Raw genomic sequence first — 14656 nt, 5'->3', positions numbered from 1 at the left:
GATGAGCGAATACTCCCTTTTCACCTCCGAGTCCGTGTCCGAAGGGCATCCGGACAAGATCGCCGACCAGATTTCGGACGCTGTCCTTGATGCCATCATCGCCCAGGACAAATACGCCCGCGTAGCCTGCGAAACCCTGGTCAAGACCGGTGTCGCCATCATCGCCGGCGAAGTCACCACCTCCGCCTGGGTCGACCTGGAAGAGTTGGTGCGCAAGGTCATCATCGACATCGGCTACAACAGCTCCGATGTCGGCTTCGACGGCGCCACCTGCGCCGTGATGAACATCATCGGCAAGCAGTCGGTGGACATCGCCCAGGGCGTCGACCGCTCCCGCCCGGAAGACCAGGGTGCCGGTGACCAGGGCCTGATGTTCGGCTACGCCAGCAACGAAACCGACGTGTTGATGCCGGCACCGATCTGCTTCTCGCACCGCCTGGTCGAGCGCCAGGCCGAAGCGCGCAAATCGAAACTGCTGCCATGGCTGCGCCCGGACGCCAAGTCGCAGGTCACCTGCCGTTACGAAAATGGCAAGGTGGTCGGCATCGACGCCGTGGTGCTGTCGACCCAGCACAACCCAGAGGTTTCGCAGAAAGACCTGCAGGAAGCCGTGATGGAGTTGATCGTCAAGCACACCCTGCCTGCCGAACTGCTGCACAAGGGCACCCAGTACCACATCAACCCGACCGGCAACTTCATCATCGGTGGCCCGGTGGGTGACTGCGGCCTGACCGGGCGCAAGATCATCGTCGACTCCTACGGTGGCATGGCCCGCCATGGTGGTGGCGCGTTCTCCGGCAAGGACCCGTCCAAGGTCGACCGCTCCGCCGCCTACGCCGGCCGCTACGTGGCCAAGAACATCGTCGCCGCCGGCCTGGCCGAGCGTTGCGAGATCCAGGTGTCGTACGCCATCGGCGTGGCCCAGCCGACCTCCATCTCGATCAACACCTTCGGTACCGGCAAGGTCTCCGACGACAAGATCGTCCAGTTGGTGCGCGAGTGCTTCGACCTGCGCCCGTACGCCATCACCACCATGCTCGACCTGCTGCACCCGATGTACCAGGAAACCGCTGCCTACGGCCACTTCGGCCGTACCCCGCAGCAGAAGACGGTCGGCGACGACACCTTCACCACCTTCACCTGGGAGCGCACCGACCGCGCCCAGTCGCTGCGTGACGCTGCCGGTCTGTAAGTTTCCTGCAGCGCCGGACGAAAGCCCCTGCCGAGCAATCGGCAGGGGCTTTTTTGTGTTTGCCGGCTCAGCGGCAAGGCCGGGCTCGACGGATTCAGGATCGACAGGCACAGCATCGAGCAATGAATTTTTACCAATTTGCCTGCAGGAAAAACCCGAGATTCAGCCGGAAAGCCCCAACAAGGGTTTCTAAATGGGCAAAACCAAGGCAGGATTTCCCCCAACTTTTGCTGCCCCGCCCCGTCAAGGAGGCTTTTCATGAAACGTATTTCGACCCTTTTCCTGCTCGCGACACTAGGCCTGGCCGCTGGCGCTGTACAAGCTGCCCAGCCGGATGCCGGCCTGACCGGTTGCGCCGCCAAGCGCAGCGCCATCGAGAACCAGTTGAAGATTGCCCGTGACCACGGCAACAACGACCAGGTCGCAGGGCTGGAGGAGGCGCTGCGTGGGGTCGATAACTGCACCGATGCCAGCCTGCGCAAGGAACGTGAGCAAAAGGTGCTCGAAGCCCGTCACGAAGTGGCGCAGCGGGAAAAGGACTTGAAGAAAGCCGAGAAGAAAGGCGATTCGGAGAAGATCAACAAGCGCAAGGACAAGCTGGCCGAGTCGCGCAAGGAACTGCAGGAAGCGGTGGAGGATCTGGATCGCTGACTTTCCCTGGTATGCGCCATTCCTGTGGGAGCGGGCGTGTCGAGGCGTCGAACCGCCGCGAAGCAAGCGCCGCGGTGGATGGCACGGGCTTCGCCCGTGTTCGCGGGCGCGCCCGCTCCCACAGGAATTTCGCCAGTTTGCAGAAATCGAGCAAGACAGCTGCTCCCCGCACGGGCAGTCAAGTCAGTGATTGCGGAATTCGGTATGACAAGCCTTGCAAGCCGCTTCGACCTTGTCCATCGGCGCCTTCAACTGCGCAGCGTCCAGCGGCTGGCCGCGGGTGACATCGACCAGTTCGCCAGTGACGCCTTCCAGCTGCCGGGCCAGGTCATGAAAGCGCGCCTGGCGCTCCCATACCTCGGCACGCGCGCTGCTGTCGCCACCATCGCGGGCCTGTGGAAAGTGCTGCCAGGGTTGGTGCGAAAGGTTGTCCAGTTTCAGTGCACCGTCGGCGAACTTCACCCCGTCGAACGGCAACCGGCCACGCAGCATGCCACCCAGGTCTTCGCTGGTCTTGAGCATGTCCTTGAAGATCACCTTGCGCTTGCCCAGCGGGGAGTTCGGGTCAACCCGATCGCAACCCCCCAGGGCCAGTGCTGCCAGCAGAACAACGGTCAATCGCTTCAACATCACGGTCACTTCGGCCTACGCAAATGGGCGGCCAGTATCGCTGCCCAAGGGCCAAAGACCAATAGCCACATAAAAAACAGGGGCGAATATTCATGTTCACCCATGACAGGAACGTACTCATGAAATCTGCCCTGCGCCATCTGGCCTGGACACTGCCGGCGCTGGCCCTGCTGGCCGGCTGCAACGGTGGCGAAAGTGCCAAACCCGAGCCGCACGCCATCGCCACCTACGCCAATGCCACCTGGCAGGACCTGCCCACCGTCAGCGACAGCGATCTGATAGCCGGCTTCCAGGCCTGGCGCAACGGCTGTGAAAAGCTTAAGCGCGACACCGTCTGGGCCAGCACCTGCGAAACAGCCGCCAGCGTACCCGACAATGCCCTGCAGGTACGCGCCTTCCTGCAACAGAACCTGCAGGTATACGGCCTGCGTTCGGCCGAAAACAATGCCAACGGCCTGATCACCGGTTACTACGAACCGGTCTACCCTGGCAGCCTGAGCCAGTCGGCGACCAACCATGTGGCAGTTTACGGCATCCCCGAAGACATGATCGTGGTCGACCTGGCCAGCGTGTACCCCGAACTCAAAGGCAAGCGCCTGCGCGGTCGCCTTGATGGCCGGGTGCTCAAGCCTTACGACACCGCCGAGGTGATCAACCGTGACGGCGTCAAGGCACCGGTGCTGGCCTGGCTGACCGACCCGATGGACCTGCAGTTCCTGCAGATCCAGGGCTCCGGCCGGGTACAACTGGAAGACGGCCGCCAGCTGCGCCTGGGTTACGCCGACCAGAACGGCCACCCCTACCGCCCAATCGGGCGCTGGCTGGTGGAACAGGGCCAGTTGAAGAAGGAAGAAGTGAGCATGGGCGCCATTCACGCCTGGGCCCAGGCCAACCCGCAGCGGGTGCCGGAACTGCTCGCCAGCAACCCCAGCTACGTATTCTTCAGCACCCGCCCGGACAGCAACGAAGGGCCTCGTGGTTCGCTGAACGTGCCGCTGACCGCTGGCTACAGCGTGGCCATCGACCGCAAGGTGATTCCGCTGGGCAGCCTGCTGTGGCTTTCCACCACTCGCCCGGACGGAACCCCGGTGGTACGCCCGGTGGGGGCTCAGGATACCGGTGGGGCAATTACGGGCGAGGTGCGCGCGGACCTGTTCTGGGGCACCGGGCCGGAAGCCGGAGAGCTGGCCGGGAACATGAAGCAGCAAGGGCAGATCTGGATGCTGTGGCCCAAGGGCAAGCCACTGCCTGAAGTACCTAAAGTGCCTTGATCGGTGCTGGATTCTTCGCGGGTAAACCCGCTCCCACAGGGACATCACCGCTCTCGAGAGCTGTGATGATCCTGTGGGAGCGGGTTTACCCGCGAAGAAGGCGACGCGGTCTCAGATCGAAACCACGAAGAACGCCACGATCATCGCCATCCCGGCAAACCACACCAGCGATCGCAAGGCAGCCCAGTCGGCCAGGTAACAGATGATGTAAAGCAGCCGACTGGTGATGTACATCACCCCCAGCACATCCTGGGTCACCTGCTCGGCATTGCCGACGATATCCGCCACCAGCACCGCCGCGGCAAATGCCGGAAAGGCCTCGAAACCGTTCTGCTGGGCAGCATGCGCGCGCCGCGGTAGCCCGGACAGGGTATCCAGGAACGCACGCGGGTCGTGGTTGTCGCGCAGGCGGAAGCGGCCACTGCTGACTTTGGCGATCAAACCACACAGTGGCGGCAAGACCAGCGCAATCAGGATGCACCACAGGGCAACGGTCATGGACAGGACTCCTTGTTCAGTCTTTTCGGGTCAAAGCTTCATTACCAGCATGCCGGCCAACACCAGCCCGCAAGCTAGGAGTCTCGGCCCGCCAAAAGGTTCTTTCAGGTAGCGCATGCCCAACAGCACCACCAGGATCACGCTCAACTCGCGCAGTGCCGCCGCCTCGGCCACCGACCCCAGGTGCATGGCCCACAGCACCAGCGCGTAGCTGAGCAATACGCACAACCCCACCGCCAGCCCCAGACGCCACTGCAGGCGCCAGAACAGCACGAACGGCGCACGTCGTGCCACGCTGGCCAGCAGCGGGAAGGGCCAGGCACTGAGCAAGGTCAGCCACACCAGGTAATCCCAGGGCTTGCCCCACAAGCGCACGGCCTGGCCGTCGAACCAGGTGTAGCAACCAATGCACAGGCCTATCAGGGCCACCACCGGCAGCATCGACCAAGGCAGCCGGTCACCGCCACCGCCCTGCCACAACAGGCAAGCCATGCCACAAGGGATCAGCAGGATGCCGATGATCTGCTGCTGGCTCAGCGACTCGCCGGCAAAGGCCAGGGTCAGTCCCAGCACCACCAGCGGCGACAGCCCGCGCATCAGAGGATAGACCAGCCCCAGGTCGCCCACGCGGTAGGCCTGGATAAGCAGGAAGCGGTACAGCTGCTCGGCCAGCGCCGAAGCCAGCAGCCAGGGCCAGATGTTGGCCGGCGGCACCTCGACGAAGGGCACCGCCAGCACCGCGAAGGCCAACGCCACCGTATCCATGCTGGCGATCACCAGCAGGCGCTCGCCGCTGAATTTGATCAGGGTATTCCAGGTCGCGTGCAGCAGGGCGGCGATCAGTACCAGGGAAGTTGCCAGCACGCCTTCTTATCCTTGTGGCTTTTCATGGCTGTGAATATATAGCGTTCGGGGGCCGCTGTGCGGCCCCTTGTACGGGAACGATTGGAACGAATCTGGTCAAACCTTGTGTCCCGAACCCCGCGCCAGGTCATCAAAGAACTGCCCGAGCCGTTCGGGTTACGACTTGGAAGCCACTGTTACAGGATTCGGGATGCTTGAACTCGTTGCTGCGTTTATCTGCCTCACTACCCTCCTCACCTATGTAAATTACCGTTTCATCGGCCTGCCCCCCGCCATCGGCGTAATGGTCACGGCCCTGCTGTTCTCCCTGATGCTGCAAGGCCTGAGCCTGATCGGCTTCCCTGGCCTGGAAGCACGCGTCGAAGGGCTGATGAACCAGATCGACTTCAACGACCTGCTGATGCACTGGATGCTGGCGTTCCTGCTGTTCGCCGGGGCCTTGCACGTCAACCTCTCCGACCTGCGCAGCTACCGCTGGCCCATCGGCCTGCTGGCCACCGTCGGCGTATTGATTGCCACCGTGGTCATCGGCTACCTGTCGCATTGGGTGTTCGCCCTGTTCGGCTGGCAGGTGCCGCTGATCTACTGCCTGTTGTTCGGTGCGCTGATCTCGCCCACCGACCCGATTGCCGTGCTTGGTGCACTACGTACCGCCAATGCCTCGAAACCGCTTAAAACAACCATCGTCGGCGAGTCGCTGTTCAACGATGGCACTGCGGTAGTGGTGTTCACCGTGCTGCTGGGCATCATCCAGCTGGGCGAGACGCCGAGCATGACCGACACCGCGATCCTGTTCGCCCGCGAGGCCATCGGCGGCGTGGTGTTCGGCGGCCTGATCGGCTACGCCACCTACCGCATGATCAAGAGCGTCGAGCAATATCAGGTGGAAGTGATGCTGACCCTGGCGCTGGTCATCGGCGGCTCGGCGATGTGCTACGAGCTGCACGTTTCGGCGCCGATCGCCATGGTGGTGGCCGGGCTGATCATCGGCAACCTGGGGCGCAACCTGGCGATGAACGACATGACCCGTCGCTACATGGACGGTTTCTGGGAGCTGATCGACGACATGCTCAACGCCCTGCTGTTCGCGTTGATCGGCCTGGAACTGTTGCTGCTGCCATTCAACTGGATGCACCTGGCAGCCGGTGGCGTGCTGGCGCTGGCGGTGCTGCTGTCGCGGCTGCTGACCGTGGCCCCGGCGATCGTGCTGCTGCGGCGCTGGCGCCCGGTGCCCAAGGGCACGGTGCGGGTGCTGACCTGGGGTGGCCTGCGCGGTGGGGTGTCGGTAGCCCTGGCACTGTCACTGCCACAGGGCGAGGAACGTGACCTGCTGCTGTCGATCACCTACATCGTGGTGCTGTCGTCGATCCTGGTGCAGGGGTTGAGTATCGGCCGGGTGGTGCGCAAGGTCAGCGCTCAGCCTTGAGATAGTTTCCGGCCTCTTCGCGGGCTTGCCCGCGAAGCGCCAAATGCTGAACTTATTCCACCGCGGAATCCGGGAACTGGTCCTGGATGTACTTGATCTCGGTCCGCCCATGCGCCGCCGGCAGCCCGTCCTCGCCAAGGTTGACGAAGACCATCTTGTCGACCGTGAGGATGGCCTTGCGGGTGATCTTGTTGCGCACTTCGCACTTGAGGGTGATCGAGGTGCGGCCGAACTCGGTGGCGGTGATGCCCAGCTCGATGATGTCGCCCTGGCGCGAGGCACTGACGAAGTTGATTTCCGATATGTACTTGGTCACCACACGCTGGTTGCCCAGCTGGACGATGGCGTAGATCGCCGCCTCTTCGTCGATCCAGCGCAACAGGCTGCCACCGAACAGGGTGCCATTGGGGTTGAGGTCTTCGGGTTTAACCCACTTGCGGGTATGAAAGTTCATCTGTACTCCTGACCTGCCTGACTAACGTGTAGCAATGATGGCAGAGCGGCCGCTGTCGCTCCATTGAACATCGACTATCGTCGCGATTAATCGACAGAAAACCTTGGGCAAGCCGACGGGCGCGGCTATAATCTCTGCCGCTTTACATGGCCGCCCACAGCGGCGCCATGCCCGCCACCCGTCCGAGGGGCGCTGCAGCAGGCTAGGCCTGTCAGGCTCGGATGGGGCGTTGCTCGCTCTCGCGGGCGCTTAACGCACAACGGCGCCCATTCGCACACTACGAATGGAGGCTCTCATGAGCGCTGCAAACATGCCTGCTGGTTTTACCGATTACAAAGTCGCCGACATCTCCCTGGCCGCCTGGGGCCGTCGCGAAACCATCATCGCCGAATCGGAAATGCCTGCACTGATGGGCCTGCGTCGCAAGTACCTGGCCGAGCAACCGCTCAAGGGTGCGAAGATCCTGGGCTGCATCCATATGACCATCCAGACCGCCGTGCTGATCGAAACCCTGGTTGCCCTGGGTGCCGAAGTGCGCTGGTCGTCCTGCAACATCTTCTCCACCCAGGACCAGGCCGCCGCCTCCATCGCCGCCGCCGGTATCCCGGTGTTCGCCTGGAAAGGTGAAACCGAGCAAGAGTACGAGTGGTGCCTGGAACAGACCATCCTCAAGGATGGCCAGCCATGGGACGCCAACATGGTCCTCGACGACGGTGGCGACCTGACCGAACTGCTGCACAAGAAGTACCCGCAAGTACTGGAGCGCGTGCACGGCATCACCGAAGAGACCACTACCGGCGTGCACCGCCTGCTGGACATGCTGGCCAAGGGCGAGCTGAAAGTCCCGGCGATCAACGTCAACGACTCGGTCACCAAGAGCAAGAACGACAACAAGTACGGCTGCCGTCACAGCCTGAACGACGCCATCAAACGTGGTACCGACCACCTGCTGTCGGGCAAGCAGGCCCTGGTGATCGGCTACGGTGACGTGGGCAAGGGCTCGGCCCAGTCCCTGCGCCAGGAAGGCATGATCGTCAAGGTCACCGAAGTCGACCCGATCTGCGCCATGCAGGCTTGCATGGACGGTTTCGAAGTGGTTTCGCCGTTCATCGACGGTATCAACAACGGCACCGAAGCCAGCATCGACAAGGCGCTGCTGGGCAAGATCGACCTGATCGTGACCACCACCGGCAACGTCAACGTGTGCGACGCCAACATGCTCAAGGCGCTGAAGAAGCGTGCCGTAGTGTGCAACATCGGCCACTTCGACAACGAGATCGACACCGCCTTCATGCGCAAGAACTGGGCCTGGGAAGAGGTCAAGCCGCAGGTGCACAAGATCCACCGCACCGGCGCTGGCAGCTTCGACCCGCAGAACGACGACTACCTGATCCTGCTGGCCGAAGGCCGCCTGGTCAACCTGGGTAACGCCACTGGCCACCCAAGCCGCATCATGGACGGTTCGTTCGCCAACCAGGTACTGGCGCAGATCTTCCTGTTCGAGCAGAAGTTCGCCGACCTGTCGGCCGAGAAGAAAGCCGAACGCCTGACCGTTGAAGTACTGCCGAAGAAGCTCGACGAAGAAGTGGCCCTGGAAATGGTCCGCGGCTTCGGCGGCGTGGTCACCCAGCTGACCAAGCAGCAGGCCGAGTACATCGGCGTCACCGTCGAAGGCCCGTTCAAACCGCACGCCTACCGCTACTAAGCGGCAAACTTGACGCTTCAAGCGGCAAGTTTGCCGCTTGCAGCTCAAGCATAAAGGATCTTGAACGATGCCCAAGCCAGGCCGGCCATAACCGATCTGGCTTTTACTTGCAGCCTGCCGCTTGCAGCTGGCTGCCAGAGGAACGCCTGATGTCCCAGGAACGCCGTTACAGTTTCGAGTTCTTCCCGACCAAGACCGATGCCGGTCACGAAAAGCTGATGGGCGTCGCCCGCCAGCTGGCCGCCTACAACCCGGACTTCTTCTCCTGCACCTACGGTGCCGGTGGCTCGACCCGCGACCGCACGCTGAATACCGTGCTGCAGCTGGAAAGCGAAGTGAAGGTACCTGCCGCACCGCACCTGTCGTGCGTCGGCGACACCAAGGCCGAACTGCGCACCCTGCTGGCCGAATACAAGGCTGCCGGCATCAAGCGCATCGTTGCCCTGCGTGGCGACCTGCCATCGGGCATGGGCATGGCCAGTGGCGAACTGCGCTACGCCAGCGACCTGGTCGAATTCATCCGCCAGGAAACCGCTGATCACTTCCACCTGGAAGTGGCCGCCTACCCGGAGATGCATCCACAGGCCCGCAACTTCGAGGCTGACCTGGCCAACTTCGTGCACAAGGTCAAGGCCGGTGCCGACAGCGCCATCACCCAGTACTTCTTCAACGCCGACAGCTACTTCTACTTCGTCGAGCGCGCGCAGAAGCTGGGCGTGGACATCCCGGTGGTGCCTGGCATCATGCCGATCACCAACTACAGCAAGCTGGCGCGCTTCTCCGATGCCTGTGGCGCCGAGATCCCGCGCTGGATCCGCAAGCAGCTGGAAGCCTATGCCGACGACACAGCCAGCATCCAGGCATTCGGCGAAGAAGTGATCACCCGCATGTGCGAACAGCTGCTGCAAGGCGGCGCACCGGGCCTGCACTTCTACACCTTGAACCAGGCCGAGCCGAGTCTGGCGATCTGGAACAATCTGAAGCTGCCACGCTGAAATTTTTTGCAAAATCTGTTTAAGATCTGATTAAGGCTTTGGTCATAGACTAAAGCCTTATTCATTTTCCGGTTACACAGGTCTTGCCTGCCATGCAGTCCCACCCGCCATCGCGTCCACAGCTCGTCTACCTGGCATTTGGCCCGGCAACCTACCATCAGGAAGCCTGCTTCAGCATCGTCAGCGCCCTCGCCCACCTGGGCACGGCAGCAGGCGAAGCCATGGACATACAGGTCTACACCGACAACCCGCAGCCCTATGCCGGCCTGCCGGTCACCGTACACCTGCTGGACGAGGCCACGCGCCAGGCCTGGAACGCCCCCCACGGTTATCACTTTCGCAGCAAGCACGTGCTGTTGCGCCAGGTGCTGCAGCAACACCCGCTGGCAGTGCTGATCGACACCGACACCTTCTTCCGCAAGTCGCCGCTGGAGCTGTTCGCCCGGGTAGCCCCAGGCCGCCTGCTGTGCAATGCCATCGGCGCGCGCTACGGCAGCAACCAGAAGTGCCTGCTGTACAAGAACCTGCTGGCCATCCTCGAATCCCGGGGCCTGGCCGATTGCCAGATGCCACTGGTCAACTCCGGGGTGATCGGCCTTACCGCCGAAGACGCCGGCACGCTGGACCGCTCCATCGCCATGATGGACGAGTTCCACCCCCTGGCTCGCGAAGCCTATACCCTTGAGGAGTTCTGCCTGGCGGTGGCGGCCTACCGCAGGCTGGAGCTGGCCGAATGCACCGATGTCATCCACCACTACTGGAGCCGCAAGGCGCAGTTCCGCGCCAAGATCCAGGCCTGGCTGCGCAAGCACGGCCATGACCCGCTGAGCCAGGCGGCGCTGGCCGACGTGCCCCTGGTCAATGACCAGCTGCCACGGCCGCCGGCCCTGCAACGGCTGGGTTACAAGGCACTGAGCATGACCCTGCCCAGCCACGAACGCCAGTTCGCCCGCGAGTTGCTGTATGGCTGCTACCCCTACCCCAACGAGTTCGACCGCGCCTGCGCGCCGGCCTGGTGGGACAAGGCCCTGGAAAACCTCAACGCCCGCCATGGCCACATGGAGCCCGAGCAACTGCGCCAGTGCCTGCGCCACCCGGGGTTGCGCCTGTCACTGGGCGAGCGGCGCAAAGATATCGAGGCACATCTGCTGAAGTCTTCCCACACTTGAGTGACCTGTACCGGCCTCTTCGCGGGTAAACCCGCTCCCACAGGATCTCTGCTGGCTTGCAGACTTGCGCAGTACTTGTGGGAGCGGGTTTACCCGCGAAGAGGCCGGTACAGGAGAACACCATCCCCACTGGCCTTGAACAGGCCGAGCGCGTAATCTCCGGCCATGCCACACGTCGCCCGTCTGTTCTGGATCCTGTTGCTCGCCTGCCTGAGCCCGCTGGCTCTGGGCGAGCGCCTGCGCCTGGTGACCGACGACTGGGCACCCTATGTGTACCAGCAGGACGGCCAGCCGCGCGGCATCGACTACGAAGTCACCACCCAGGTGTTCCAACGCCTTGGCGTCGAGGTGGAATGGCAGTTCCTGCCCTGGAAGCGCTGCCTGGCAATGATCGAGCAGGGCCTGGCCGATGGCATCATGGATATCTTCCAGGCCGAGTCGCGCCAGCCCTACCTGGTGTATGCCCCCGAGCCCATGTCGGAGGTCGAGTTCGTCCTGTTCCAGGCCCGCGCACGTCGCCATGCCGTCACGGCTCTGGATGACCTTGCCGGCCTCACCGTCGGCACCTCACCCGGCTACGCCTATGGTGCAACGTTCAACGAGGCCGCACATTTCAGGCGCGAAGCCGCGCCTACCCATGAAGCCAACTTCGGCAAGCTGATGCTGGGCCGCATCGACCTGGCAATCACCGACCGCAGGGTCGGCCATTACCTGCTGCGGCATCTGGGCCTGCAACAGCAAGTCGAGGAGCTACCGCTGGTGATCAGCCGCCAGGCGCAATACCTGGGGCTGGCACGCAAGCCGGGGCGGGAGGCACTGGCCCAGGCCTTCGCCGTGGAACTGCGGCGCTTCAAGCAGGAACCCGCCTACGCGGAGATCAGCAACCGCTACATAGGCAACATCGGAAACACTCTCAACGCCGTTGAGCAGCAGGAAAGCAGCACAGCGCGTTAGCTCTGTTATACTCGGGCCTTCCCGCCCGGCTCACGCCCGGACGCTCGGCCTCGCAACAGGCATCCCGATCGGCATCGACGCGCCTTCGCGTCCACCCTCCGTTACCCGGATGTGCAGTGAAAGCCCAGCTGGACCGGACGCGATCGCATCCCACCGATGCCCGTCGCGCCAGGCAGAACATCCCAAACGGGCCCAGCCCACACGAGAACAGGATTGCCCATGTCCTTTGCTTCCCTCGGTCTCTCCGAGGCTCTTGTCCGCGCTATCGAGGCTGCGGGCTATACCCAGCCGACCCCCGTGCAACAGCGGGCGATTCCCGCCGTGTTGCAAGGCCGCGACCTGATGGTCGCCGCACAGACAGGTACTGGTAAAACCGGCGGTTTCGCCCTGCCGATCCTCGAGCGCCTGTTCCCGGCCGGCCACCCCGACAAGTCGCAGCGTCATGGCCCGCGCCAACCTCGCGTACTGGTCCTGACCCCGACCCGCGAACTGGCAGCCCAGGTGCATGACAGCTTCAAGGTCTATGCCCGTGACCTGCCACTGGTCAGCGCCTGCATTTTCGGCGGCGTCGGCATGAACCCGCAGATCCAGGCCATTGCCAAGGGTGTGGACGTGCTGGTCGCCTGCCCGGGCCGCCTGCTCGACCTGGCCGGCCAAGGCAAGGTTGACCTGGCCCACGTTGAAATCCTGGTGCTGGACGAAGCCGACCGCATGCTCGACATGGGCTTCATCCACGACGTCAAGAAGGTCCTCGCCCGCCTGCCGGCCAAGCGCCAGAACCTGTTGTTCTCGGCCACCTTCTCCAAGGACATCACCGACCTCGCCGACAAGCTCCTGCACAACCCGGAGCGTATCGAGGTCACCCCGCCGAACACCACCGTCGAGCGTATCGAGCAGCGCGTCTACCGCCTGCCTGCCAGCCACAAGCGCGCGCTGCTGGCACACCTGATCACCCTGGGTGCCTGGGAACAGGTGCTGGTGTTCACCCGTACCAAGCATGGCGCCAACCGCCTGGCCGAGTACCTGGAAAAGCACGGCCTGACCGCCGCCGCGATCCACGGTAACAAGAGCCAGAATGCCCGCACCAAGGCCTTGGCCGACTTCAAGGCCAACAGCGTGCGCGTACTGGTCGCCACCGACATCGCCGCCCGTGGCCTGGACATCGACCAGTTGCCGCACGTGGTCAACTTCGAGCTGCCGAACGTCGAGGAAGACTACGTCCACCGTATCGGCCGTACCGGCCGTGCCGGGCGTTCGGGCGAGGCCATTTCCATGGTCGCGCCGGATGAAGAAAAACTGCTCAAGAGCATCGAGCGGGTCACCAGGCAGAAGATTCCGGACGGCGACCTGATGGGCTTCGACGCCAGCCAGGTAGAAGCCGAAAAGCCTGAAGTACGCGAGCGCCCGCAGAACAACGGCCGTGGCGGCCGCAACCAGCAGGCCCGTGGCGAAGGCGGCAAAGACGCCAACGGTGGCCGCAAGGACAAGGGCAAGGATAAAGGCAAGGCCAAGCAACAGGCTGCGGACAAGCCGGCCGACAAGGAAAAGAGCGGCGACAGGCAACAGCAGCAACGCAAGCCGCGTGACAAGAAGCCGCGCCAGCAGCAACAGCAGGCCAGCACCAACAGCGTGCCGAAAGTGCCTGCCGACCGTGATCCGGAAGAATTCCTCGACGACGATATCGACAACTTCGGTAACCGTGCCGACTATGTCAGCCCGTACCAAGGCAAAAACCAGGGCCGCAATCGCCGCCCGGGTGGCAATGCCGGCCAAGGTCAGGCTCAAGGTAGTGGCCAACGCAACAACGCGGGTGGCCAGGGTCGCAATGCTGGCCAGCAGCGCAGTGGCGGTGGCGAGAAACGCCCGGCCCGTGCCAACAACGGTGGCGGTGCCCGCCGTGATGGCGGCGGCCGTGGTCGCCCGGCCCGTGACGATGCTGCCCGGCAAGAGCCGGCCGTGCGCAACCCGCGCCAGCCGGAAAAACAGCCGGTGATCATCCGCAAGGAATCCAAGCTCGACCGTTACCCGACGCCGGAGCAGCTGGATGACCTGCCAAGCCGCCCACGCGGTGAGCGCCCGGCGCTGCTGACCCGCAAGGGCTGACAAAAAGCATGAGGGGGCCGCTTTGCGGCCCTTTCGCGACACAAGGCCGCTCCTACAGGTATTGCGCTGCAAATGAAAACTGCGCAAAACCTGTAGGAGCGGCCTTGTGTCGCGAAAGGGCTGCGAAGCAGCCCCCTCGGTCTTTCAGCTAAGCCGAATTACTTCTGCTTCACACCTTCAACACTGATATCCAGGTCCAGGGTCTGCGAAGTAGCGCCCGGGCCTTTGATGCCGAAGTCGTTCAGGTTCAGGGTAGTGGTGGCGTTGAAGCCAGCGCGCTCGCCACCCCATGGGTCCTTGCCTTCACCGTTGAAGGTGGCCTTGAAGGTAACCGGCTTGGTCACACCATGCATGGTCAGGTCGCCAGTCACGTCAGCGGTCTTGTCGCCAGTCGGCTTGACGCTGGTGGAGACGAACTTGGCTTGCGGGTACTTCTTCACATCGAGGAAGTCGGCGCTGGCAATGTGCTTGTCACGCTCGGCGTGGTTCGACCACAGGCTGGCGGTTTTCAGGTCGACGCTGATCTTGCTGGCTTCAGGCTTGGCGCTGTCCCAGGTGAAGTTGCCGTCGAAGTCCTTGAAGGTACCGTGGATGAAGCTGTAGCCCAGGTGGCTGATCTTCCAGTCAACGAACGCGTGCTGGCCTTCCTTGTCGATCTTGTACTCGGCAGCCATGGCCTGGCCGGCGGAGAGCAGAGCGGTACCGAGCGCCAGAGCGGCAAAAGTCTTTTTCAACATCCTTACT

Annotated in this window: 14 protein-coding genes and 1 riboswitch; of the genes, 9 read left to right on the top strand and 5 right to left on the bottom strand. The window is 63.1% G+C overall.

Annotated elements, in window-relative coordinates; genetic code table 11:
- Position 1: 1 nt before the first annotated feature.
- Complete coding sequence (gene metK / locus M2S36_RS22480; RefSeq protein ID WP_063911980.1) at positions 2-1192, top strand: methionine adenosyltransferase; 1191 nt, start codon at positions 2-4, stop codon at positions 1190-1192.
- 258 nt (positions 1193-1450) lie between these two features.
- Positions 1451-1843 carry a DUF1090 domain-containing protein gene (locus tag M2S36_RS22475; protein ID WP_207828561.1) on the top strand — a complete coding sequence of 131 codons (393 nt, stop codon included), beginning with the start codon at positions 1451-1453 and terminating at the stop codon, positions 1841-1843.
- Between the two features lie 183 nt (positions 1844-2026).
- On the opposite strand, the gene M2S36_RS22470 is transcribed toward M2S36_RS22475, so the two are convergent.
- Complete coding sequence (locus M2S36_RS22470; protein ID WP_025340887.1) at positions 2027-2473, bottom strand: c-type cytochrome; 447 nt, start codon at positions 2471-2473, stop codon at positions 2027-2029.
- Between the two features lie 119 nt (positions 2474-2592).
- Between M2S36_RS22470 and mltA the strand changes: the two genes are divergently transcribed.
- Entirely contained in the window at positions 2593-3744 is a 1152-nt protein-coding gene (gene mltA / locus M2S36_RS22465; RefSeq protein WP_207828559.1) for a murein transglycosylase A, read from the top strand.
- Positions 3745-3855: 111 nt separating this feature from the next.
- Here mltA and M2S36_RS22460 read toward each other — a convergent pair whose 3' ends face one another.
- Entirely contained in the window at positions 3856-4242 is a 387-nt protein-coding gene (locus M2S36_RS22460) for an MAPEG family protein (protein WP_207828557.1), read from the bottom strand.
- Between the two features lie 30 nt (positions 4243-4272).
- Positions 4273-5106, bottom strand: coding sequence for an EamA family transporter (locus M2S36_RS22455; RefSeq protein WP_063911985.1), 834 nt, complete (start codon positions 5104-5106; stop codon positions 4273-4275).
- A gap of 190 nt (positions 5107-5296) precedes the next feature.
- Between M2S36_RS22455 and M2S36_RS22450 the strand changes: the two genes are divergently transcribed.
- On the top strand, positions 5297-6532 hold the full coding sequence (locus M2S36_RS22450; protein ID WP_207828556.1) for a cation:proton antiporter: 1236 nt from the start codon (positions 5297-5299) through the stop codon (positions 6530-6532).
- 52 nt (positions 6533-6584) lie between these two features.
- On the opposite strand, the gene M2S36_RS22445 is transcribed toward M2S36_RS22450, so the two are convergent.
- On the bottom strand, positions 6585-6986 hold the full coding sequence (locus M2S36_RS22445; protein ID WP_003257757.1) for an acyl-CoA thioesterase: 402 nt from the start codon (positions 6984-6986) through the stop codon (positions 6585-6587).
- Between the two features lie 178 nt (positions 6987-7164).
- A riboswitch (S-adenosyl-L-homocysteine riboswitch) is annotated at positions 7165-7261 on the top strand.
- 20 nt (positions 7262-7281) lie between these two features.
- Here M2S36_RS22445 and ahcY point away from each other — a divergent pair.
- The 5 genes from ahcY (at position 7282) to M2S36_RS22420 (ending at position 13912) form a co-directional block, all read left to right on the top strand.
- Entirely contained in the window at positions 7282-8691 is a 1410-nt protein-coding gene (ahcY, locus tag M2S36_RS22440) for an adenosylhomocysteinase (RefSeq protein WP_207828553.1), read from the top strand.
- Positions 8692-8840: 149 nt separating this feature from the next.
- Complete coding sequence (gene metF, locus M2S36_RS22435; protein WP_085621759.1) at positions 8841-9686, top strand: methylenetetrahydrofolate reductase [NAD(P)H]; 846 nt, start codon at positions 8841-8843, stop codon at positions 9684-9686.
- 92 nt (positions 9687-9778) lie between these two features.
- Entirely contained in the window at positions 9779-10855 is a 1077-nt protein-coding gene (locus tag M2S36_RS22430) for a hypothetical protein (RefSeq protein WP_207828551.1), read from the top strand.
- Positions 10856-11020: 165 nt separating this feature from the next.
- Complete coding sequence (locus tag M2S36_RS22425; RefSeq protein ID WP_333957869.1) at positions 11021-11809, top strand: substrate-binding periplasmic protein; 789 nt, start codon at positions 11021-11023, stop codon at positions 11807-11809.
- A 219-nt stretch (positions 11810-12028) separates the two neighbouring features.
- Complete coding sequence (locus M2S36_RS22420; RefSeq protein ID WP_207828545.1) at positions 12029-13912, top strand: DEAD/DEAH box helicase; 1884 nt, start codon at positions 12029-12031, stop codon at positions 13910-13912.
- Between the two features lie 158 nt (positions 13913-14070).
- Here the strand turns inward: M2S36_RS22420 and M2S36_RS22415 are convergent, their stop codons facing one another.
- The gene (locus M2S36_RS22415; RefSeq protein ID WP_233687320.1) at positions 14071-14649 is read right to left on the bottom strand and encodes a YceI family protein; all 579 of its coding nucleotides are present in this window, start codon (positions 14647-14649) and stop codon (positions 14071-14073) included.
- Positions 14650-14656 lie beyond the last annotated feature (7 nt).

The organism is Pseudomonas sp. SF2, from assembly GCF_036858055.1.
Lineage (GTDB): Bacteria > Pseudomonadota > Gammaproteobacteria > Pseudomonadales > Pseudomonadaceae > Aquipseudomonas.
This window is presented reverse-complemented; position numbering and strand designations above follow the sequence as displayed.